Genomic DNA, 20,477 nt, shown 5'->3' with positions numbered 1-20,477 from the left:
GTCGGTAATTGCTCTTGAGCGCCGAGAAAGGCCGTCACCGACAATGCGGTGACGGCCTTTGGTAAGGCAGGCTGATTGTTAGCGCGCCTCGAAGGTGAGGCAGTCGGCGCGGTCGAGGCCGGCGCCGACCGCGATCGACGGCGCGTGGCACTCGAGCTCGGTGTTGTGCACGCACTCGGCCCGCTTGCAGGCGCCGACCTGGGCTTCCGCCTGGCCCATGCCACCCTTGTCGGCAGTGTCGATGAACGTGTCACAGGCCGAGCTGGCCCGGCCGATGGTGATCGCGAAGGCCGTGCAGCCGTCGTGGTTGTATCCGCATCCGCTGACCGTGCAGGTCTGCACGCGCGGCATGGCCATCATCTGAGTCATGGTGAGGCCTCCCTTTCTCCAGGTTGACCATAAACCATTGACCATGATTCCGCGCGGCGTGGAACAAAGGTATTTCAACGGATTCATTAAATGAGGATAGCCATTCTTTAGGTAAGGCAATCCTCGCTTACCGAGGACTTGACCGACTCACCCACGGCCGCCCGGCGAAGCTGGCAGAGTAGGGCAAAGCGTCCTAACCGCCCCGGAGGTCCCGCCGATGGCCGACGAACGACCGCCCCGCCGGCGGCTGTGGCTGGGGGCCGGGGCCGCGTCGATCGCGCTCGCGGCCACGACCGTGGGCCTGGCGACGGACGACGACGCCCCATCCCCGGCCCCATCCCCCGCCGCCTCGGTTTCGGTCGCGGCCGCCCCTTCCGTTTCCGAGTCTGCCGCCATCCGGTCGGCGCGCACGTTGATCGCCCTGCCCCGCACGGACGGCGCGTGGCCGGGCGCCAACGGCATGTCGGGCGTCAACGGCGACCCGCTGTTCGACACGGCGCATGTCAAAGCGTTCTGCACCGCCCGCGGCCGGCCCTGCCGGGTAGCGCAGACCTACACGGACCGGACCTCGTGGGCGACGATGACCGCCGGCACGGGCTGGACCTTCGACCTGTTCTCGGACTTCGACGGCATGCTGGTGGTCTCGCAGGGCCTGGTGCCGATCGGCGCGAGCGCGGACCTGGCGGCGTGCGCGGCCGGCGACCACGACCAGGACTGGAAGAACTTCGGCTCCCTGATGACCCGGTACGGCCGGGGCGACTCGGTGGTGCGGCTGGGCTGGGAGTTCAACGAGAAGACCTCGCCGTGGCGCGCGGACGAGCCGGAGACGTGGATCGCCTGCTACCGGCGCGCGGCGACGAACATCCGCGCCACGAATCCGGACGTGCTGCTGGACTGGACGATCAACGCGCACGGCACCCCCAAGGGGACCTGCGGCGGGGTGAGCACGAACTGCTACCCGGGCGACGCCTACGTGGACATCATCGGCATCGACAACTACGACCACTACCCCTGGTCGCCGACGAAAGCCGCCTTCGACAAGGCGGCGACGGACCCGGAGGGTCTCACCTGGCTCTACGACTTCGCCCGGGAACACGGCAAGCCGTTCTCGGTGGGCGAGTGGGGCGTGGTGCCGACGGGTGACGCGGGCAAGGAGAACCCGTCGTTCGTGACGTGGATGCACGAGTGGTTCGCCGCGCACGCGTCGCATCTGGCGTATGAGGCGTACTTCTCGGACTGCGGCGAGGGCGGGGTGCAGTCCAGCTTGTTCCGCACCGATGCGGCATGCCTGCAGAACCCGACGTCGGCGACCCGGTATCGCTCACTATTCCGCACTTAGAGGGTAAATCCACTGAACTTCATCACTCTACGCAATTGCACATGCACGCCACGTTACGCTCCCTGACGAGACGGCCCGACGATGGTTCTCACGCGCGGGCCCACCTACCCAACCGACGCGGTCTTCGTGACCGTAGGAGGACCTCGCATGCGCAAGTCCAGTTCAACCATCCGCTCGCGGTTCATCCGCAGGGGACTCGCGGCAGGAGCGGTGGTCGTCACCGCCCTCGCGATCACTGCTGTGCCCGCCTATGCGGAAGCCAAACTCGTCCTGAGCGCCGCCTCGGGACCCTCTGCGGGCGGCAACACAATCACGGGTCAGGCACCGACCACCGGAACCGCGCCGTTCCTCGCCACCACCCCACCGGTCGTGCAGTTCCAGGCGATCACGACCAGCGTCACCACCTGCAGCCTGACCTACAAGGCCGTGGCACCCATCGCGGGCGCGTCCAACGTGCTGACCGCGGGCGTCCAGGACGCGGTCACGGTCACCCGGATCAACGCGTACCGGATCGCGGTCAAGATCCCCGTGGCGCTGGCGCTTACGGGAACCAACGCGTTCTTCAAGTTCAACATGTGCGCGTACGACGATGACATCACGGTTGGCAGCACGTTGCTGGCAAGCGCGCCCTACACCATCGCGACCAAGCCGACCATCACGAACATCGCGCCGGTTGCCGGTCCGGCGCTGGGTGGCTACCAGATCAGCGTCACCGGAACAGGCTTCACCTCGGGCAGCACGGCGACGCTGGGCAACGTTCCTCTCACCGGCGTCACGGTGAACACCGGCGGTACGCTGCTCACCGGCACCGCGCCGCCGCGGGCTGCCGGCACGGGCATCCAGTTGGTCATCGTCAGCCAGGGCGGCACCGTCAGCAGCAACGACCCGGACAACGACCCCACCAACACCGCTGCCCCCAACAACTTCACACTGAGCAACGGCATTGTCGTAACGCCGAACACCGCCACTGAGGGCAGCACTCCGGACCTCGACATCTTCGGCGTCGGCTTCGCGGCCATGGACTTCTCCGCTGACACGGCCGCCGGCACCAGCCCCGCCGCTGCGACCCCACACATCGTGCTGGTCAACAAGAGCACCGGCTATGACCCGGTCCCCGCCAACCTGGGCCGCCCCATCACTGTCTGCACTGACGTACTGGTGCTCAGCGACACGGAACTCCTCTGCAAGCTCCAACTGGGAGGCGTTTACTCAACGAACGCTGCGGACGCGACCATCGACACCAGCGCCGACGTGCCCACCGGCGCATACACCCTGCAAGTCATCAAGACCGGCCTCGACACCGGTCCCCCCAGCGCGGAGACAATCGACGCCACCGCGGTCACCAGCGGTTCGACGTTCACGGTCGCGCCCTACTGATCCGATGAACCACCCGCCACGTCGCGGCTGACGCGACCGGCGCAACAAGGAGACCCACGCGAAGGCGGCCCGGAGCCAGACTGGCTCCGGGCCGCTTCCGCGCGCACGACGGTCAGGTCAGAGCGTGCGCCACACCTTCTCGATCATTGCCGCGCTGGCCGGCTTGGCCGGCCGGCCCTCCTTGACCACCGCCACCGTGACCACACTCTTCTTCGCGGACGTCCGCCAGCAGAGCAACATGGTCGGCCGCTCACCCGGCACCCTGTTGTTGCTGAAGTGGAAGTTCTGGGTGCAGCGCGCGTCGCCGACCGGTTCGCCGTCGTCTGCGGCCCAGAGCATCTCACGCTGACCCGTGAGGTCGAATTTCGCCGAGAGCACCCGCATCGTGGCGCCGTCCTCGTAGATCGAGCCGATCGTCTTCACGGTCACCGGCCCCGTCTTCGCCGCCTTCGAGGGTGTCAGCGCCCGCTGCACCGGATGACCGTCCGCCGCGGCGGCCGCCCGGGCCGCCTTGATCCGTTCGTCCACAGCCTTGCTGTGGGAACGAGAAGGCGACGGCGTCACCACCGGAGGCTTCGCCGAGGCGGACGGCGACGGGGCGGCAGAAGCAGACGGCACGGCCGAAGCACTCGGTGCGGCAGGCGGTGCCGACTCGGATGGGGTCTCGTCCACCGGCGCGACCGGCACCAGGGCGGCAGCGTCCTTCGTCTCGGTCTTGGCGTTGTCGGCCACCTGCGAAGTCACCAGGAAGGAGCCGGCACCCAGCACTGCCAGACCGGCCACTCCGATGAATGCTTGCTTGCGGCGACGGATGCGGCGCGCGACCACCGAGTTGTTGTCGTGCACTTCGTTGCGCATGCTCAAATCCTTTGCGGGTCTCGACTGGGTCGGCCCCGCGTTCTCGCGGGCGCAGGCCCCGAGCCTTCATCGTCTCATCCGATCGGACATACTGGGCGAAAACGAGCAATCTACCGCGCCGACAGCAACGAGAACGCGCCGAGTGGTAAATAGATGGGCATGGAGAGACGCGCGCTCGTGCTGGGTGGTGGTGGCGTCACGGGCGTCGCCTGGGAGATCGGCCTGCTGCACGGCCTCGCCGAGCGGGGCGTCGACCTGACCGCCGCCGACCTGTTCGTCGGCACGTCCGCGGGCTCGGTGGTGGCCGCCCAGCTCACCGACGGCGTGCGCGTCGATGAGCTCTACGAGCGGGAGCTCGCCGACCAGACCGGCGACACCAACGCCACCATCGGGTCGCGGGTGCTGCTCGGCTTCGTGCTGGCCGCGCTCTGGCCGGGCGGCCGGGCCCGCGGCCGCGCCCGGCTCGGCCGAGCCGCGCTCAAGGCACACACCGTGCCCGAGTCCGAGCGGCGAACCGCGATCGCCTCCCGGGTCCGGCGCGACGAGTGGCCGGCCGCCCGGCTACTCGTCCCGGCCGTCGAGGCGCGGACCGGGGAGGTCGCCGTGTTCGACCGGGACAGCGGTGCGTCGCTCATCGACGCGGTGGCCGCGAGTTGCGCGGTGCCGCTGGTCTGGCCGCCAATGACGGTCAACGGTCACCGCTACATCGACGGCGGGGTCCGCTCGGTGGCCAACGTGGACCTAGCCCGCGGATACGAGCGAGTCGTGGTGGTCGCCCCGCTCACCGCCGCCGTCCGGCGTGCCGACCGGCCCGGCGCTCAGGCGGCCGCGCTGGGCCCCGGTGTGCGTACCGCCGTCGTCAGCCCGACCGACGCCGCCCTGACCGCGATCGGGCGCAACCCGCTCGATCCGGCCCGGCGCGCGCCCGCGGCGCGGGCCGGTCGCGCCCAGGCCACCGAGGTGATCGACCGGGTCCGCGCGGCCTGGAACTAACCTTTCACGACGATCGAACGCTGGATCAGATCCGGTCGATCTCGGTGAGGTCGATGTCGATGTCGAACGGCAAGGTGAGACTCACCCGATCGTGGAAGATGCCGTTCAGGGCATACTGCCGGGTAGCCGGGTCGAGCTCGTAGGCGTAGAGAGCGATTTTTCCTGACAAGCTCTCGATGCGCCAGAAATACTGTATGCCGGCCTCGGCGTAGAGCTGCGGCTTACGCTTACGGTCCCGCTCCTCCGAGTCCGGCGACACCACCTCCACCACCAGCACCACCGCGTCGGCCGGATACCAGGTGGCGTCCGGACCGATGTCGGCATCCGCGCGCACCACCAGCACGTCCGGCTCCGGCCGCTGCCGAGGGCCCAGCACCACCGACATCTCCCGCCGAACCCGGAACAGCTCCCACGGCGCGAGCCGGGCAAGCGCATTCTCGAACAGGCGAAGCGCCTTCATGTGGAACAGCTTCTGCGGACTCACGGTTACCAGAGCGCCGTCAATGAGCTCCGTATGCGGCGGAAGGTCGACAATTCCATCAAGGTCATCAGCGATGTACCCCTCCACCGGCGGCCGCGGCCACTCGGCTACTGGTTCAGCACTCACGCACCCGACCCCCCTTCGACAGTCTCCCGCTCACCTCGCAGCCTACCGGGGAGGCCTATCGCCGTTCATGATCATCGGGTTTACTGCAGTGCATGAGCATCATCTCCCCCGGGTTCGGTGGGCGGCGCCGTTCCTCGCGGCCCGATCTGCCGCCCGGGCAGTACCTCACGCACGACTTCCCGGTGCTCTCCGCGGGCCCGACGCCGCGGATCCCGCTCGACCGCTGGCAGTTCACCGTCACGGACGAGACCGGCGGCAAGCACAGCTGGTCCTGGCAGGAGTTCCAGGCCCTGCCGGCCGAGGACGTCACTGTCGACATCCACTGCGTCACCAAGTGGTCCAAGCTGGGCACCACCTGGCGCGGGGTCGCCCTCGACACCTTCTTCGAGGACATCGAGACCAGCGCGGACTACACGATGGTGCACGGCTACGGCGGCTACACCACGAACGTGCCGCTGGAGGATCTGCTCGACGGCAAGGCCTGGGTGGCGTACCAGTTCGACGGTGAGCCGCTCGCGCCGGAGCACGGCGGCCCGGCGCGGCTGGTGGTTCCGCACATGTATTTCTGGAAATCCGCCAAATGGGTCAAGGGCATTGAAATGCTTCAACAGGACGAGCCGGGCTTCTGGGAAGAGGCCGGCTATCACATGTACGGAGACCCATGGCGCGAACAGCGTTACCAGGGAGATTGAGCTGGCGGGTCGCCACCGTCGAAGCGGCCCGCGCGGAGTCGCCGTCCGCCCGCACCCTGGTGTTGCGGGTGCCGGACTGGCCGGGACACCTGCCCGGCCAGCACGTCGACGTGCGGCTGACCGCCCCGGACGGCTATTCGGCCCAGCGCAGCTACTCGATCGCCTCGGCCTGGCGGGCCGGCGGTCCGGTCGAGCTGACCGTGCAGCGCGTCGAGGACGGCGAGGTGTCGTCGTATCTGGCCGACGACCTGGAGGTGGGGCAGCCCTTGGAGCTGCGCGGGCCGGTCGGCGGCTGGTTCGTGTGGCGCGGCGAGCCCCCACCGGTGCTGCTCGTGGCGGGCGGCTCGGGCATCGTTCCGCTGATGGCGATGATCCGGGCCCGCGGCGACGTCCGCGGCCGGCAGCCGTTCCGGCTGATCTACTCGGTGCGCACCCCGCGGGACACCCTGTACGCCGGCGAGCTGGCGCGCCGGGTCCGCGACGACCCGGGGCTGGACGTACGGTTCGTCTACACCCGCAAGACCCCCGACGGCTGGCCCGATCCGCCGGGACGGCTCACCGTGGCGACCCTGAACACCTACGGCTGGCCACCCGACTTCACGCCGGACGTGTTCGTCTGCGGACCGACCTCGTTCGTCGAGGCGTCGGCGGACATCCTCGTCGCGCTGGGGCACGACCCGAAGAAGATCCGTACGGAACGATTCGGAGGGACCGCATGACCGGACACGAGTTGGACGGCAACGCGATGGCCGGGGACCTGCGGGAGGTCTTCGCGGTCGACGTGACCACGGCGGTGGCCACCTGCGGCGGATGCGGCGAACCGAATGTCGTCGCCCGGCTGCGGGTCTGGGGCCCGGCTCCGGGCCTGGTGGCCCGCTGCCCGTCCTGCGACGACGTGGTGCTGCGGCTGGTCCGCGGGCCGGAGCGGGCCTGGCTGGACCTGCGCGGCGCGGTCAGCCTGCAGTTCGCGCTGCCGCCGGTGGGCACGCCCGCCGAGGACGACGCGGCCCCCGCACCGTAGCGCGACCTCAGTCAGTGCCGAAGGTCCGGCGCAGGCGCTCGGCCAGGCCCCGGGGGCGCGGTGCCGTGGCGATCCGGTCGCTCCGGACCGGGCCACGCGTCGGCGCCGTGGGCCGGGACCGGCCGATGGGCTGGTCGTAGTCGGCGGCCGCGATCGCCTCGATGATCTGCTCGTCGCCGAAATTCTCCGAGCCGGGGATCGAGGAGACGAAGCCGACCAGGATCCCGTTGCGCATCACCTGGGCCTCGAGCCCGGCCGTGCCGTCGTTGTCCCAGATGGCCTCGCGCCCGTCCGGCAGGACGACCCGGATGCCGTACTGGGTGATGCCGGCGTACGGCAGCTTCACGTGGGCGAAGACGTTGCGTCCGCGCAGTGTCTCGACGACCCTCCGGGCCCGTTGCTCATCCATGCCACCGACGCTAATCCGGTTAGCTGAGCGCACGCTGAAGGCTGGCTGAGCCACGAGTGGAAGCCGGCCACCGGTACGGACCGTTTTGCGCGACCATCGGGTGATCGCGTGCCAACGGGGTCACCCGGCGGTCTTCCCTCTGCGAGGATCTCTCGCCATGATCCGGCTCTATTCATTGTTCGTGCTGATCGACCTGGCACTGCTCGTCATCGCGCTGATCGACTGTCTTTCGACCGAGGAGTTCCAGATCCGGGCCCTGCCGCGGATCGCCTGGGTCTTCATCATTCTGCTGTTCTCGCCGATCGGCGCGATCGCCTGGTTCATCGCCGGGCGACCGGCCCGGGCGGTCCGGCTCAGCAACGGCACCACCTGGCGGCCGGGCAGCGGCTTTCCCGAGAACGAGCGGCCGCGGCGCAGTGGCCCGCCCGCACCGGACGACGATCCGGAGTTCCTGAAGAAGCTGGGCGAAGACCAGAGCATGCTGAACCAGTGGGAAGCAGACCTGCGCCGCCGCGAGGACGAGCTGCGCAAGCGGGAACCCGGCCAGGAATGACGAGACCGGGGCGGGCGATGACTCGCCCGCCCCGGGATCCCGCTGTCAGCTAGTCGAGCAGCTCCTTGACCGTGCCGGCGGCGACGGTGTGGCCGCCCTCGCGTACGGCGAAGCCGAGACCGACGTCCATCGCCACCTCCTTGCCCAGGTGCACCGTCAGGTCGACCGTGTCGCCCGGCATGACCATCGGCAGGTCGCCGAGGTCGATCGCGCCGGACACGTCCGTGGTGCGGAAGAAGAACTGCGGGCGGTAGTTCGCCACGAACGGCGTGTGCCGGCCACCCTCCTCCTTCGTCAGGGCGTACATGGTCGCCTTGAAGCTCTTGTGCGGGGTGACGCTGCCCGGCAGCGCCACGACCTGGCCGCGCTGCACCTGGTCGCGCTTGATCCCGCGGAGCAGGATCGCCGCGTTGTCACCGGCCTCGGCGGTCGGCAGGGACTTGCCGAACGTCTCCAGCCCGGTCGCGACCGTGCTGATCGTCTCGCCCAGGCCGACGACCTCGACCTGCTCGCCGACGCGCAGCGTGCCGCGCTCGATCTTGCCGGTGACCACGGTGCCGCGGCCGCTGATGGTGAGCACGTTCTCGATCGGCATCAGGAACGGCTCCCCCAGCTCGCGCTCGGGCACGGGCACGTAGGCGTCCACGGCGTCGAGCAGCTCCACGATGGACTGCGTCCACCGCGGGTCGCCCTCGAGGGCCTTGAGCGCGCTGACGCGCACCACCGGCACCTCGTCGCCGGGGAAACCGTACTCGCCGAGCAGCTCCCGCACCTCCAGCTCGACCAGGTCGAGCAGTTCCTCGTCGGCGACCGCGTCGCTCTTGTTGAGCGCCACGACCAGGTACGGCACGCCGACCCGCTGGGCGAGCAGCACGTGCTCCCGGGTCTGCGGCATGGCACCGTCCTGCGCCGAGACGACGAGGATCGCGCCGTCCACCTGCGCCGCCCCCGTGATCATGTTCTTCACGTAGTCGGCGTGCCCCGGCATGTCGACGTGGGCGTAGTGCCGGTTCGCGGTCTCGTACTCGACGTGGGAGATGTTGATGGTGATGCCGCGCAGCGCCTCCTCCGGCGCCTTGTCGATGCCCTCGAAGGCGACGAACCGGTTGGCGGCCGGGTCGCGGTCGGCGAGGACCTTCGTGATGGCGGCGGTCAGGGTCGTCTTGCCGTGGTCGACGTGACCCATCGTGCCGATGTTCAGGTGCGGCTTGGTCCGGACGAACTGGCTCTTGGCCATGGTTGTACTTGTCCTCACTGGATGCGAGAAACGGTCGGGTCGGAAAAGGGGAACGCGAGCCTTGCCCAGGGACGCGCGCCAGAACCGCGCAGCTACCCTTCCCCGGGTTCTGCTGCGGCTTGGGGAAGGGTCAAATTCGCGTATCGCACGCGGGAGCCACCGGCAGGGTGAACCCTGCGGGCAGCTGCAAACCGGGCGCGGCGAACATGACGATCACAGTAGGCCGTAACGCGAACAGGGGCGACCTTATTTCATGCCCGGCCGATGTCCGCCGCGGTGGCCATCACGATGCGCGGCCGCTTCGCCGGGTCGAGCCACTTGAGCACCTTGAGCAGGTCGGCGCGGCGCAGCGAGACGCAGCCGGCCGTCGATCCCCTGCCGTTGATGTGCAGGAAGATGGCCGAGCCGCGCCTGGTGTCGGCCGGCTTGCTGGTGACGTACTGACGGCGGGCGGCGTTCCACTTGACCGTGGCGGCGGCCGGGCGGTTGAAGTTGATGACCGCCGCGTATTCGTACTGCTTCGGGTACGCCGCCAGCCGTTCCGCCTCGCCCTTGCGCCACGTCCGCCGGCTCGACGCCGAGGGCTGGAACATGTTGTACGTCTTCGGATCCCGGTTGTCGCCGACCCAGTAATCGTTGGAGTCGGCGCGTTTGTACTTCATCCTCGTGCCGGGGTCGGCCTTCAGCCCGAAGGTCGCCGTGATCCGGAAGGTGCCCATCGGCGTGGTGCCGGTGTCCTGGATCCGCTTGCCGGCCCAGGCCCAGCCGGCGTATCCGTTGCGGGCCCGCATCGGGGGGAACTTCGCCCGCCAGGTCCTGCCGTTCGCACCGAGCTGATACGTGTACGCCGTCGCGTACGACGAGGTGCGCGAGACGCCGGTCACGACGATCAGCTGGCGGGCGTCGGAGACGTGCGCCAGCCTCGTCGGGTGGTGCGCCGGCACCGCCGCGGCCTCGGCGGACCCCGCCGGCACCACGCCGAGCCCGGCCGCCACAGCGCCGAGAACGAGGCCGATCGCGAGCGATCTTCGCATAGTGCCCGGACCTTACCGCTCACCAGTCGAAAGCATTGCCTCTGGCGACTTTCACCTCGCCGCGCTGCCCGAAGGTCCACGACATGATCACCTGGTAGCGGCGGCCCCTGGCCGGGCCGACGGTCACCGGTCCGCAGGTCCGGGTCGGTGCGGCCTTGGTGAAGGTCAGGCCGGTGCAGACCTTCGGGTCGCCGACCGTACGCCCGGTGCCGGCGTCCCGCAGGGCGACCGCGATCCGGCCCTCGCCGGGGGTGGGCGCGGTCAGCGAGGCCCGGATCCGGACCCGGCTGCCCAGCGCGTGGCAGGGGGTGACCATCAGCGGGGTGAAACCGGCCAGCCCGAAACCCTCCTTGCAGTCCTCCGGACCGTACGGCCGGGCCTCCTGGACCCGGGGCCGGGTGCTGCTCTTGCGGGTGGCCGCCGGCCGTGCCGGAGCCAGGGCCTGGGCCGCCGCCGCCGGTCCGGCCGCGGGGCGCCGTTGCTCGGCGGCGGGCTTGCGGGGCGCAGTGGTCCGCGCTGCCGGCGCCGAGCGGGACGCGGCCGCCGACGTCGCGGGCCGGGCCGCCGGGGGCAACGGCTGCGCCGTCGTGGTGCGCGACTGCCCGCCGGCCGTCCGGGCGAGGTGCCAGGCGGTGGTGGCCACGCCGGAGGCCAGCATCGCGGCCGAGATCACCGCGATGCTGGCCCAGGGCTTGCCCCAGCGCCAGGTCGTCGGCTGGTTACGGCGCCGCGGTACGGGCAGCTTGAAACCCACCAGCGAGGGATGCGCGGGCTTGGCGGCCCCGGCACCGCCCTCGACGGCGGGCTTAGCGGCCTCGGCAGCAGGCTTGGCGGCAGCAGGCTCGGCAGCAGGCTCGGCCGGCTCGGCACCGGCACCGGCACCGGCACCGGCACCGGCACCGGCAGCAGGCTTAGCGGCCTCGGCAGCAGGCTTGGCGGCAGCAGGCTCGGCAGCAGGCTTGGCCGGCTCGGCAACGGACCCGGCAGCAGGCTTAGCGGGCTCGGCGGGCTCGGCGGGCTCGGCGGGCTCGGCCGGTTCGGCGGGCTCGGCGGCGGGTTGGGGCGGCGCGGCGGCGGGTTGGGGCAGCGCGGGTGCGCCGGCCGACGACCGGGCCACGGCGCTGAGGTCGGCGATCAGCTCGCCGGCGGTCGGGCGCAGCCGCGGCTTCTGCTCCAGGCAGCCGGTGATGATGCCCCACAGCTCGTCCGGGATGCCCGGCAGCCGCTCGGGCCCGCCCGCCAGGTGCAGGCGCATCAGGTCGTGGACGGTGTCGCTGTCGTACGGTGGCCGCCCGCACACCATCTCGTAGAGCAGCACGCCCAGCGCGTACATGTCGGCCGCCGAGCTCACCGTGGAGCTGTGGAACGACTCCGGCGCCATGTAGTGCGGGGTCCCGACGACGGCGTTGGTCGTGGTGAGGCTGGGGGTGGTCAGCACCCGGGCGATGCCGAAGTCGGTGAGCCGGGGGTCGAGCTCTCCGTCCGTACGGTGCAGCAGGATGTTGTCGGGTTTGAGGTCGCGGTGGACGATGCCTAGGTCGTGCGCCTCGGACAGGGCCGCGGCGACCTGAGCGGCGAGCCGGGCCGCCGCGCCCGGCCCGAGGGTGTGGTGCTTCCGCAGGTAGTCGCGCAGGCTGCCGCCCGGCACCAGGTCCATCACCAGGCCCAGCGACTCGCCGACGCTGAACAGGTCCCGGACCCGCACCACGTTGCGGTGCCGCAGCATCAGCAGGATCGTGCGCTCCTGCACGAAGCGGGTGACCAGTTTGGGCTGCCGGAGCAGGCTCTCGTGCAGCAGCTTGACCGCGACCGACTCGCCCGAGGACCGGTCGACCCCACGCCAGACCGTGCCCGTCGCGCCCTGCCCGATGGGGCGCACGAGGAGGTACGAACTGCCGACACACCGCCCGCTCAGATCGAGGGTCGACGCGCCGTCGGAATCCTGGCGTACGCCGCTGCCCGTGGGATCCTGATCCACCTGTGGTCGTGTCCTTCCGCCGCTGCGAAGCTCTGCCATCTCGCGGTGGCCATCCCGCGAGGCCATCCGCGATGGCCATCCCGCGAATCAACCGCAAAGGTGCCGGCGGAATGATGCTTTTTGTCCGGATCAAAACGCAAGTGCGAGCGTCGGAGTTCGCATTTAAGGTAGTTGTGCGGCACCGCCCGTCACCCCCGCCGGGCGCCGTCGTTCCTGGGGGTTGATAGCGCTTGAGCAGGGAAAACATCGCGACGGCCTGGCCCGACGCGGACGATGAGGAGGATTTCGACGCCATCGCCCGCGACGAGGGCGCCCTCGGCCCCGGCGTGGGCGCGCTCTGCGCCTCACTCGGCGTGACCGGCGTGCCCTCCCGCTACCCCGGCGGCTCGCTGCCGGTGTACGCGATCGGCGACCTCGTCCTGAAGCTCTTCCCGCCCGTGCACGTCGAGGAGATGCCGGTCGAGGCGGGCGTGCTGGCCGCCGTCCAGGGCCGGCTGCCCGTGCCCACACCGGGCGTGCACGCCGCCGGCACGTTCGAGCGGTGGGGCTACGTGCTGATGGACCGGATGCCCGGCGTGCCGCTGGCCACCTGCTGGCCCTCGCTGGGCACCGCCGAGCGCGACAGCATCGCCGACCAGCTCGGCGAGGCGGTCGCCGCCCTGCACGCCGTGCCGATCCCGGCGATCGACGACTGGTGGCCCGAGCGGTGGCCGGAGTTCGTGGCCGGCCAGGTCGCCGGGTGCGCCGGACGGCACCGGGCCCTCGGGCTCGACCCGGAATGGGTCGGGCAGATCCCCGGCTTCCTGGCCGGGATCCCGCTCGGCGGCGAGCGGCCCGTGCTGCTGCACACCGAGATCATGAACGAGCACCTGCTGGTCGCCGACGGCCGGCTGACCGGGCTGATCGACTTCGAACCGGCCATGCGCGGCGCACCCGAGTACGACTTCGTCGGCCCCGCGGTCTTCCTCGCCGACGGCGACGCCCGGTTCTACGGCCGGCTGCTGCGGGCGTACGGGATCAAGCCGGACGCGGAGCTGCGGCGGCGGTTGATGGCCTGGACGTTGCTGCATTACTACAGCAACCTGGCCGCGTACCTGTCCCGGCTGCCGGCCCCGGCCGAACCGACCTTCGCGGCCCTCGCCGACCGCTGGTTCGCCACCCGGTGAGACGCGCCGGACGGGTGTGACTCCAGGGATCAACCTCGGCCGGACGGTTGCATTGGCGGGAAACGCCCACGACGCCACGCGCTATTGCAGATAGTGAACGGCATGGGTGTCATGGCTTATCCCCTCCGATATGCGCTGGCCGATTTGGCCCTGGCGCTCAGTCGCGCGTCCCAGGACGCGTCAACTGTGCGCGCGACCGCCGCTCAGGCGGCCGCGGACATGCTCGGCGACGCCGCCGGGATCCAACTGCTGCGCGAAGACGGCCGGTACGGCACGATCACGTTCCACCACCCCGACGACGAGCTCACCCGCCCGTACGCGCAGCTGCTCGACCGGGACGGCGAACTGCCCGACGACGACTTCTCCACCGGGCTGGCCGCGAGCCGGCGGCCCGTGGTGCTGGCCGGCGACGGCGGCGAACCGCTCAGCGAGCTGCCCCGGCCGCGGCACCAGGCATATCTCGACCCGGGCGGCGACCGGCCGCAGGTGCACTCCGCCGTGCTGTGTCCGGTGATCGTGGACAACACGTACGCCGGCTATCTGGTGCTGATCCGCGCGGAACCCGGCTCGCTCTACACCGAGACCGAGGTCGAGCTGGCCCGCGACATCGCCGGCGAGCTCTCGCTGGCGCTGTCGTCGGCCCGGGCCATGGAGCGGCTGCGGGCCAGCGAGGAGCGCTACCGCCGGGTGCTGGAGACCATCCCCGAGGGCGTGCTCCAGCTCGACTCCGAGGGCGTGGCCACGTACGCCAACGAGCCGATCGGTGTGGTGCTCGGCCTGCCCCGGGCCCAGCTCGTCGGGGTGTCGCTGCGCGGCTTCCTGGACGAGCGCGGCCAGGCCGAGCTGATGCGGCGGCTGATCGAGTGCCGGGCCGGGCGTTCCACGGTCGGCGGCGCCCGGCTGATGCGCGCCGACGGCTCGCAGCGCAGCGTGCGGATGAGCATGATGCCGCTGGAGGACGAGCACGGCCAGCACGGCCGGGTGCTCTGCATGATCACCGACACCACCGACCACATCGACGCCCGCGGCCTGAAGCGCCAGCTCGACCACCTGCGCCGGCTGGACAGCATGGGTCAGCTGATCGGTGGCATCTCGCACGACTTCAACAACCTGATGACCGTCGTGCAGGGCTCCGCCGACATGATCGCGACGACGACCGCCGAGGGCTCACCGCAGCACCAGATGGCCAAGGACATCATGGACGCGGTCAGCACCGGGCGGACGCTGACGCACCAGTTGCTGGCGTTCGGCCGCACCGAGGGGAACCGGCCGGAGGTCATCCCGATCCCCGACCTGCTCACCGACGTGCAGAGCCTGTTCAGCCGGACCCTGGGTGAGCGCATCGGGCTCGACCTGGCGTTCGGGCCGGACGTCTGGCCGGTCCGGGCCGAGCGCGGGCCGCTGGAGCAGGCGCTGGTCAACCTGGCGGCCAACGCCCGGGACGCGATGCTGCACGGCGGCATGCTGCGGGTGGCGGCGACCAACGAGATGATCGAGCCGGGCCAGCTCGCCGAGGGCGCGCCGACCGGCCGGCTGGTGCACATGGTCATCCAGGACACCGGCACCGGCATGAGCGACGAGACCCGTCGGCGGGCGCTGGAGCCGTTCTTCACCACCCGGCCCACCGCGGCCGGGCTGGGGCTGGCCACCGCCGCGGGCATCGTGCAGGGCATCGGCGGGCACATCTCGCTGGAGTCGCAGCCGCGGATGGGCACGACCGTGCACCTCTACCTGCCCGCGGCCGAGGAGCGCACCGGCCCGTCGGTGGACCGGCAGCACACCCCGTCGGTGATCGGCCGGGTCCTCATCGTCGAGGACCAGCCCGAGGTGGCGCAGCTCGTGCAGCGGCTGATCGCCCCGGCCGGCTACGAGATCACCGTGGCCACGGACGCGCTGACGGCGGTCACCCAGGTCGCCGCCGGCGCACACCCGGATCTGCTGATCACCGACGTGGTGATGCCGGCGATGACCGGACCGGAGCTGGCCGCGGCCCTGCGCACCCACCACCCGGACCTGCCGGTGCTCTACATGTCCGGCTACACCGCGGCGTCGCTGGGCCCGCAACTGCACCTGGACTCGAACAGCATGCTGGTCGAGAAGCCGTTCACCCGCTCGACCCTGCTGGGCGCGATCCGTTCGCTCTGCGGACCGCAGCCGGTTCCGCAACCCAAGAGCTGACCGGCGCCCGGCCACGACGATCCGCTCGGCCACTGCCTCGGCCGAGCGGATCTTTGTCCCGCCGCCTGCCGCGCGGCGGGCCGGTCAGGCGAACAGCGCGCTGACCGACTCACCGTTGTGGATGCGGCGCATCGCCTCGGCGAGCGCGGGAGCCACCGAGAGCACCGTCAGCTTGTCGGTGTGGTGGTCCTTCGGGATCGGCACCGTGTTGGTGCAGACGATCTCCTCGATGTCCTTCTCGGCCGACAGCCGGGCCACCGCGTCCTGGGCGAAGAGCCCGTGCGTGCAGGCCACCCGGACGCTGCGGACGTTGCGCTCGCGCAGCCGGGCCAGCAGCTCGAAGACGGTGCTGCCCTTGGCGATCTCGTCGTCCAGGACGATCACGTCGCGGTCGGCCACCTCGCCGATCACCGAGCTGATCACCACCTTGTCGTCCGCGAAGCGCTGCTTGGCGCCGGCCGCGACCTCGATGCCGAGCAGCCGGGCGAAGGCCGCGGCCTCCTTGGCGTTGCCGAGGTCCGGCGAGACCACGACGGTGTTGCTCAGGTCGTAGCCGCGGAAGTGATGCGCCAGCTCACGCAGGGCGTGCAGGTGGTCGACCGGGACGCTGAAGAAGCCGTGCACCTGCGGGGAGTGCAGGGTCATGGCGAGGATGCGGTGCGCGCCCGCCGTCTGCAGCAGGTCCGCGACGAGCCGGCCGCCGATCGAGATGCGCGGCGCGTCCTTCTTGTCGCTGCGCGCGTACGCGTAGTGCGGCAGCACCACGGTGATCCGCCCGGCGGAGGCCCCGCGGGCCGCGTCGAGCATGAAGAGCAGCTCGACCAGGTTCTCCTGGACGGGCGGTACGAGGGGCTGGATCAGGAAGACGTCCCGTTCGCGGCAGTTGCCCTGCAGTTGCACCTCGATGCAGTCGTTGGCGAACCGGGAGGACTTGGTAGGTAGCAGCGGCACGCCCAGGTGATCACAGATCTCGGCTGCCAGCTCCGGGTGGGCACTCCCGGTGAAAACCGCGATGTCACGCACGGGCACCACCCTAAGCGGTACGTCTCCGGCACCAGGGGGCGACCTGCGGGGCACGCGGGCGGGTACCTCGGACGGGCGGATCTTTCGCTAGCGTGCAGGGATGAACGGACTCGCTGTGGCCTGCCGCCGGGTCGTGCACATCTATCCGCCCGGCACGCTCTTCACGGTCGACCACGAGAACGGCACGGTCACGCTGGTCCCGGGCGGCTGACCGTCGCGGAGATCGTCACCGTCGAGGTCAGCGAGTTCGCTATATAGCACTCCTGGTGGGCCTGCTCGACCAGGGCGAGCACGAGGGCCTCGTCGGTGCCCGGCGCGACCTCGATGACCGGGGCCAGCTCGATCAGCTCGATCCGGGCCCGGCGCAGGTCCTCGCTGAGGTGCCCGGTCGCGTCGTCGGTGTAGCGAACCACGTCCAGGTGCCGGCGCGCGGCCAGCGACAGGAACGACAGCAGCTGGCACGAGCTGGCCGCCAACACCACGAGCTGCTCCGGGTTCAACAGCGCGGCGTCGCCCCGGAAGTGCGGGTCGGCGCTGAGCCGCAGCGCCGCCTCGGCCGGCGGCGCGCTCGCGGAATGCGCCCGCGAGTAGACCCGGTAGCCCTCCCCCGTCGAGCCGTCCCACTCCAGCCGGGCCTGATGCGTCAGTCTTTCCATGGCTCCAGCGAACCATGGCATCAGCGCTCCCCCGACAACGATCCCTGGGCAGGCTACGCGATGTCACAACCAGCCGCGTCGCTTGAAATAGACATAGAGGCCCGCCGCGGAGAACACGATCAGGACCAGGCTGGTCACGAAGCCCCAGTACCGCTCGTAGCCCCAGTACGGCACGTTCTGTCCATAGAAGCCGGTCAGCGCCGTGGGCACGGCGATGATCGCGGCCCACGCGGCGAGCTTGCGGGTCACGTCGTTGAGGGCGTTGCTCTGCTCGTTGAGGTCGGCGTCGATCAGCCCGTTGATCCGCTCGCGGGCGTGATCGATGGTGTCGGTGGCGCGCTGGGCGTGGTCGTCTATGTCGCGGTAGTACGGCGCGAGGTGCTCGTCGACCAGGTTGAGGTCGGCGCGCATGACGTCGGCGATGAGCCCGGCCATCGGCTCGACCGGCCGGCGCAGCGCGGCCAGGGTCTTGCGCAGGGCGAAGCCGTACATTCGTACGCTGCGGGGCGCGCCGCCCTCCTCGAGCAGCTTGTCCTCGGTCTTGTCCATCGCCTCGTCGAGCCGACGGGCCGCGGTGAACTGGCCGTCCACGATGAGGTCGAGCAGGCCGTAGACGAGAAAGCCGACACCGCCGGCCGGCGCGATCCCGGCGTCGGCGTCCCAGCGCCGGATGAGCCCGCTGTTGTCGCTCTCCGACTTGCGGACGGTGATCAGCGCCCGCTCGGTGATGAACGCGCTGATCTCGGTCTTGTGCATCCGCGGCCCGGGCGCGTCGATGTCGACCCGCACGTCGTAGACGTTCATGAACAGGTGCCCGGGATAGTGGTCGACCTTGGGCCGCTGATGGTCGTGGACGGCGTCCTCGACGGCGAGCGGATGCAGCCGGAACTCGGCGGCGACGGCCTTGAGATCGGCCTCGTCGGGATCGAAGAGGTCCAGCCAGAGCACCGCGCCGGGATGGGACCGCAACCTCTCGGAGATCTCGGCCGGGTCGAAGCCCTCGGCGATCACGGCACCGGCATCGTAGAGCCGGGTGTGGGTGGGGCAACTCGGCGCTGGTGTCTCTGTCACAAGGGACCACTATGCTCCACCGCCCCGGCGGGCTTGCCACGAATCTGACGACGGCTTGAGCCTGTCCTGAGCAACGCCGCCGAACTGCTACGGCGAGGGCAACGCCGAAGTTCCGGCGCCGGTGAGAGGAAACGTTAATGCAGCTTGGCGGTATGAAGATGGTAGCGGTGGGTCTCACCGTGGCCGGTGGGATCGCGGTCAGCTCCGGTGTCATGTGGCAGGCCTCGAGCGCCGCGTTCACTGCCCAGACCGGCAACAGCGCCAACGGCTGGGACGCCGGCACGGTCGCGCTGAGCGACGACGACAGCGGCACGGCGATGTTCACCGCGACCAACCTGCGGCCCGGCTCCACCGGCGAGAAGTGCATCACCGTCACCTACAGTGGCAGCCTGTCCGCCTCGGTCAAGATGTACAGCAGCGCCGTCTCCGGCGCCCTGGCCCCCTACGTGGATCTGGTGATCGAGGAGGGCAGCGGCGGCGGTTCCGGCAGCTGCGCCGGCTTCACCCCGTCCGGTACGGCGTTCACCGGCACGCTCGCCGCGTTCGGGAGCAGCAGCACCGACTTCGCCTCCGGCGCCGGTTCGTTCGCCCCCGCCGGGCCCGCGCACGCGGAGACGTACCACATCTCGTACACGGTGAACGCCGCGACGCCGGACAGTGCGCAGGGCGCCTCGGCCGCGGCCACCTTCACCTGGGAAGCGGAGAGCTGACCGTGACCGGCAGGTTCGCCGTGGGGCTGCGGCTGGCCGCGGTCGTGCTGCGGCTGGCCGCGGTCGCCGCCTTGGCCGGCGTGGGCACGCTCATGGTCTGGAGCGCGTTCCCGGCGATCTGGGGCTGGACGCCCACGGTGGTGACGAGTGGTTCGATGAGCCCCGCGCTGCACCGCGGCGACGTGGCCGTCACCTCGGCGCCGCCGCGGGACTGGCAGCCGGACGTCGGTCAGGTGGTGATCGTCCCCGACCCGCGGCACCCCGGGCAGACCCGCATCCACCGCGTCGCGGGGATCGACGAGAACGGCTTGTTGATCACCCGGGGCGACGCCAACGGCAGCGACGACACGTTCCATACGGCACCCGCCGACGTCCAAGGCATCGGCCGGCTGCTGATCCCCGGGATCGCCCGGGCCGCGCTGGAGCTGCGCGACGGCAACCCGCTGCCGTTCGCGGGGCAGAGCGCTGCCGTCCTCGGCGCCTTCGCCCTCGCCCTCCGCCCGGCACGGCGGCCCCGCTAGCAAACTCTCACCTTCGGTTGCCGGCAGCCGACGAGAGAACAGGAACAGCTCAGCACAGAAGGAGCGGCGTGAGACGCGTGCTAATGGCGACGGCCGTGACCGTGGCGGCCCTGGCGGCCTTCCTCGGCCTCGGGCGGGTCGATGCCGCTTTCACGGCCACCACCAGCACCGCGTCGACGTTCGGGGCCGCGCCCGGCTTCCGCTCGGGCGATCTGTACAGCTGGGGTGGCACGCCCACCCGGGTCGGCACGGCCTCCGGCTGGATCCGGCCCACCGCGGGCAACGGATACGCCTGTGCCATGCGCACCGACGGCTCGCTGTGGTGCTGGGGTGCCAACGGTGACGGCCAGCTCGGACTGGGCGACACCGTCGCTCGCAACGCCGGGCCGGTGCAGCTGACCGGCGCCGGTTGGACCGCGGTCGCTGCCGGGAGCCGGCACACCTGCGCCGTACGCTCCGACGGCACCCTGTGGTGCTGGGGTGCCAACAGCGCCGGGCAGCTCGGACTCGGTGACCTGGCCGTCCGGGACGTACCCGTGCCGGTGGGTGCCGCGACCACCTGGGCCTCCGTCGCCGCCGGGGTGGCACACACGTGCGCCACGCGCGTGGACGGATCGCTGTGGTGCTGGGGCGCCAACGACGCCGGCCAGCTCGGACTCGGCGACACCACCGACCGCGCGGCCCC

General features: G+C 70.7%; 22 protein-coding genes. 12 read left to right on the top strand and 10 right to left on the bottom strand.

The features are described 5' to 3' along the window. Nucleotides 1-78: 78 nt before the first annotated feature. A complete protein-coding gene (locus tag DMB66_RS37080; protein WP_370319932.1) occupies nucleotides 79-456 on the bottom strand; it encodes a DUF1540 domain-containing protein in 378 nt (125 codons plus the stop codon). A gap of 130 nt (nucleotides 457-586) precedes the next feature. On the opposite strand from DMB66_RS37080, the gene DMB66_RS37075 reads away from it, so the two are divergent. After that, nucleotides 587-1,708 carry a glycoside hydrolase family 26 protein gene (locus tag DMB66_RS37075; protein ID WP_125808796.1) on the top strand — a complete coding sequence of 374 codons (1,122 nt, stop codon included), beginning with the start codon at nucleotides 587-589 and terminating at the stop codon, nucleotides 1,706-1,708. A 147-nt stretch (nucleotides 1,709-1,855) separates the two neighbouring features. Then, on the top strand, nucleotides 1,856-3,085 hold the full coding sequence (locus DMB66_RS37070; protein ID WP_125808795.1) for an IPT/TIG domain-containing protein: 1,230 nt from the start codon (nucleotides 1,856-1,858) through the stop codon (nucleotides 3,083-3,085). 117 nt (nucleotides 3,086-3,202) lie between these two features. Here DMB66_RS37070 and DMB66_RS37065 read toward each other — a convergent pair whose 3' ends face one another. Continuing rightward, a complete protein-coding gene (locus DMB66_RS37065) occupies nucleotides 3,203-3,943 on the bottom strand; it encodes a hypothetical protein (RefSeq protein WP_125808794.1) in 741 nt (246 codons plus the stop codon). Nucleotides 3,944-4,102: 159 nt separating this feature from the next. Here DMB66_RS37065 and DMB66_RS37060 point away from each other — a divergent pair, with 159 nt between their 5' ends. Continuing rightward, entirely contained in the window at nucleotides 4,103-4,936 is an 834-nt protein-coding gene (locus DMB66_RS37060; protein ID WP_233625106.1) for a patatin-like phospholipase family protein, read from the top strand. Nucleotides 4,937-4,961: 25 nt separating this feature from the next. On the opposite strand, the gene DMB66_RS37055 is transcribed toward DMB66_RS37060, so the two are convergent. Then, complete coding sequence (locus DMB66_RS37055) at nucleotides 4,962-5,543, bottom strand: Uma2 family endonuclease (protein ID WP_125808792.1); 582 nt, start codon at nucleotides 5,541-5,543, stop codon at nucleotides 4,962-4,964. A gap of 92 nt (nucleotides 5,544-5,635) precedes the next feature. Here DMB66_RS37055 and DMB66_RS37050 point away from each other — a divergent pair, with 92 nt between their 5' ends. The 3 genes from DMB66_RS37050 to DMB66_RS61625 are packed head-to-tail and all read left to right on the top strand — an operon-like array spanning nucleotide 5,636 to nucleotide 7,256. Then, nucleotides 5,636-6,235 carry a sulfite oxidase-like oxidoreductase gene (locus tag DMB66_RS37050; RefSeq protein ID WP_125808791.1) on the top strand — a complete coding sequence of 200 codons (600 nt, stop codon included), beginning with the start codon at nucleotides 5,636-5,638 and terminating at the stop codon, nucleotides 6,233-6,235. After that, a complete protein-coding gene (locus tag DMB66_RS37045; protein ID WP_125808790.1) occupies nucleotides 6,205-6,954 on the top strand; it encodes a ferredoxin reductase in 750 nt (249 codons plus the stop codon). The genes DMB66_RS37050 and DMB66_RS37045 overlap by 31 nt, the downstream gene beginning before the upstream one ends. Then, the gene (locus tag DMB66_RS61625; RefSeq protein WP_158647494.1) at nucleotides 6,951-7,256 is read left to right on the top strand and encodes a DUF6510 family protein; all 306 of its coding nucleotides are present in this window, start codon (nucleotides 6,951-6,953) and stop codon (nucleotides 7,254-7,256) included. Before DMB66_RS37045 ends, DMB66_RS61625 begins: the two co-directional genes overlap by 4 nt. Before the next feature lie 7 nt (nucleotides 7,257-7,263). Here DMB66_RS61625 and DMB66_RS37040 read toward each other — a convergent pair whose 3' ends face one another. Then, a complete protein-coding gene (locus DMB66_RS37040) occupies nucleotides 7,264-7,665 on the bottom strand; it encodes a hypothetical protein (RefSeq protein WP_125808789.1) in 402 nt (133 codons plus the stop codon). A 157-nt stretch (nucleotides 7,666-7,822) separates the two neighbouring features. Here DMB66_RS37040 and DMB66_RS37035 point away from each other — a divergent pair, with 157 nt between their 5' ends. Next, entirely contained in the window at nucleotides 7,823-8,218 is a 396-nt protein-coding gene (locus DMB66_RS37035) for a PLD nuclease N-terminal domain-containing protein (protein ID WP_125808788.1), read from the top strand. Between the two features lie 49 nt (nucleotides 8,219-8,267). Here DMB66_RS37035 and tuf read toward each other — a convergent pair whose 3' ends face one another. The 3 genes from tuf to DMB66_RS62940 form a co-directional block, all read right to left on the bottom strand. After that, complete coding sequence (gene tuf / locus DMB66_RS37030) at nucleotides 8,268-9,455, bottom strand: elongation factor Tu (RefSeq protein WP_125808787.1); 1,188 nt, start codon at nucleotides 9,453-9,455, stop codon at nucleotides 8,268-8,270. Between the two features lie 251 nt (nucleotides 9,456-9,706). Next, a complete protein-coding gene (locus tag DMB66_RS37025; protein ID WP_125808786.1) occupies nucleotides 9,707-10,489 on the bottom strand; it encodes a L,D-transpeptidase family protein in 783 nt (260 codons plus the stop codon). A 19-nt stretch (nucleotides 10,490-10,508) separates the two neighbouring features. Continuing rightward, entirely contained in the window at nucleotides 10,509-12,467 is a 1,959-nt protein-coding gene (locus DMB66_RS62940; protein WP_233625105.1) for a serine/threonine-protein kinase, read from the bottom strand. A gap of 230 nt (nucleotides 12,468-12,697) precedes the next feature. On the opposite strand from DMB66_RS62940, the gene DMB66_RS37015 reads away from it, so the two are divergent. Both DMB66_RS37015 and DMB66_RS37010 read left to right on the top strand, forming a co-directional pair. Beyond that, complete coding sequence (locus tag DMB66_RS37015; protein ID WP_199752848.1) at nucleotides 12,698-13,633, top strand: aminoglycoside phosphotransferase family protein; 936 nt, start codon at nucleotides 12,698-12,700, stop codon at nucleotides 13,631-13,633. A 102-nt stretch (nucleotides 13,634-13,735) separates the two neighbouring features. Next, nucleotides 13,736-15,811 (top strand): PAS domain-containing sensor histidine kinase, encoded by a 2,076-nt coding sequence (locus DMB66_RS37010; RefSeq protein WP_125808785.1) that lies wholly within the window; start codon nucleotides 13,736-13,738, stop codon nucleotides 15,809-15,811. Between the two features lie 84 nt (nucleotides 15,812-15,895). Here the strand turns inward: DMB66_RS37010 and DMB66_RS37005 are convergent, their stop codons facing one another. From DMB66_RS37005 to DMB66_RS36995, 3 genes are all read right to left on the bottom strand, one after another. Then, nucleotides 15,896-16,834, bottom strand: a complete 939-nt coding sequence (locus tag DMB66_RS37005) for a ribose-phosphate pyrophosphokinase (protein ID WP_125808784.1) — start codon at nucleotides 16,832-16,834, stop codon at nucleotides 15,896-15,898. A 188-nt stretch (nucleotides 16,835-17,022) separates the two neighbouring features. After that, nucleotides 17,023-17,490 carry an OsmC family protein gene (locus DMB66_RS37000; RefSeq protein WP_125808783.1) on the bottom strand — a complete coding sequence of 156 codons (468 nt, stop codon included), beginning with the start codon at nucleotides 17,488-17,490 and terminating at the stop codon, nucleotides 17,023-17,025. 63 nt (nucleotides 17,491-17,553) lie between these two features. Further along, complete coding sequence (locus DMB66_RS36995; protein ID WP_125808782.1) at nucleotides 17,554-18,561, bottom strand: magnesium transporter CorA family protein; 1,008 nt, start codon at nucleotides 18,559-18,561, stop codon at nucleotides 17,554-17,556. Between the two features lie 152 nt (nucleotides 18,562-18,713). Between DMB66_RS36995 and DMB66_RS36990 the strand changes: the two genes are divergently transcribed. From DMB66_RS36990 to DMB66_RS36980, 3 genes are all read left to right on the top strand, one after another. Beyond that, complete coding sequence (locus tag DMB66_RS36990; RefSeq protein ID WP_125808781.1) at nucleotides 18,714-19,271, top strand: hypothetical protein; 558 nt, start codon at nucleotides 18,714-18,716, stop codon at nucleotides 19,269-19,271. Between the two features lie 2 nt (nucleotides 19,272-19,273). Further along, nucleotides 19,274-19,792 carry a S26 family signal peptidase gene (locus DMB66_RS36985; protein ID WP_125808780.1) on the top strand — a complete coding sequence of 173 codons (519 nt, stop codon included), beginning with the start codon at nucleotides 19,274-19,276 and terminating at the stop codon, nucleotides 19,790-19,792. A gap of 68 nt (nucleotides 19,793-19,860) precedes the next feature. Continuing rightward, a partial coding sequence (locus tag DMB66_RS36980; protein ID WP_370319924.1) for an RCC1 domain-containing protein occupies nucleotides 19,861-20,477 on the top strand: 617 nt, incomplete at its 3' end.

The sequence above is a fragment of the Actinoplanes sp. ATCC 53533 genome (assembly GCF_003947245.1).
The sequence above is the reverse complement of the archived record's forward strand: the minus strand, read 5'-3'. Positions and strand labels throughout refer to the sequence as shown.

Excerpts from the sequence above, each read along its gene's own strand:
- DMB66_RS37080 (WP_370319932.1), bottom strand. The coding sequence starts at position 456 with ATGAATCCGTTGAAATACCTTTGTTCCACGCCGCGCGGAATCATGGTC.
- DMB66_RS37075 (WP_125808796.1), top strand. The coding sequence starts at position 587 with ATGGCCGACGAACGACCGCCCCGCCGGCGGCTGTGGCTGGGGGCCGGG.
- DMB66_RS37070 (WP_125808795.1), top strand. The coding sequence starts at position 1,856 with ATGCGCAAGTCCAGTTCAACCATCCGCTCGCGGTTCATCCGCAGGGGA.
- DMB66_RS37065 (WP_125808794.1), bottom strand. The coding sequence starts at position 3,943 with ATGCGCAACGAAGTGCACGACAACAACTCGGTGGTCGCGCGCCGCATC.
- DMB66_RS37060 (WP_233625106.1), top strand. The coding sequence starts at position 4,103 with ATGGAGAGACGCGCGCTCGTGCTGGGTGGTGGTGGCGTCACGGGCGTC.
- DMB66_RS37050 (WP_125808791.1), top strand. The coding sequence starts at position 5,636 with ATGAGCATCATCTCCCCCGGGTTCGGTGGGCGGCGCCGTTCCTCGCGG.
- DMB66_RS37045 (WP_125808790.1), top strand. The coding sequence starts at position 6,205 with ATGGCGCGAACAGCGTTACCAGGGAGATTGAGCTGGCGGGTCGCCACC.
- DMB66_RS61625 (WP_158647494.1), top strand. The coding sequence starts at position 6,951 with ATGACCGGACACGAGTTGGACGGCAACGCGATGGCCGGGGACCTGCGG.
- DMB66_RS37040 (WP_125808789.1), bottom strand. The coding sequence starts at position 7,665 with ATGGATGAGCAACGGGCCCGGAGGGTCGTCGAGACACTGCGCGGACGC.
- DMB66_RS37035 (WP_125808788.1), top strand. The coding sequence starts at position 7,823 with ATGATCCGGCTCTATTCATTGTTCGTGCTGATCGACCTGGCACTGCTC.
- tuf (WP_125808787.1), bottom strand. The coding sequence starts at position 9,455 with ATGGCCAAGAGCCAGTTCGTCCGGACCAAGCCGCACCTGAACATCGGC.
- DMB66_RS37025 (WP_125808786.1), bottom strand. The coding sequence starts at position 10,489 with ATGCGAAGATCGCTCGCGATCGGCCTCGTTCTCGGCGCTGTGGCGGCC.
- DMB66_RS37010 (WP_125808785.1), top strand. The coding sequence starts at position 13,736 with ATGGGTGTCATGGCTTATCCCCTCCGATATGCGCTGGCCGATTTGGCC.
- DMB66_RS37000 (WP_125808783.1), bottom strand. The coding sequence starts at position 17,490 with ATGGAAAGACTGACGCATCAGGCCCGGCTGGAGTGGGACGGCTCGACG.
- DMB66_RS36990 (WP_125808781.1), top strand. The coding sequence starts at position 18,714 with ATGAAGATGGTAGCGGTGGGTCTCACCGTGGCCGGTGGGATCGCGGTC.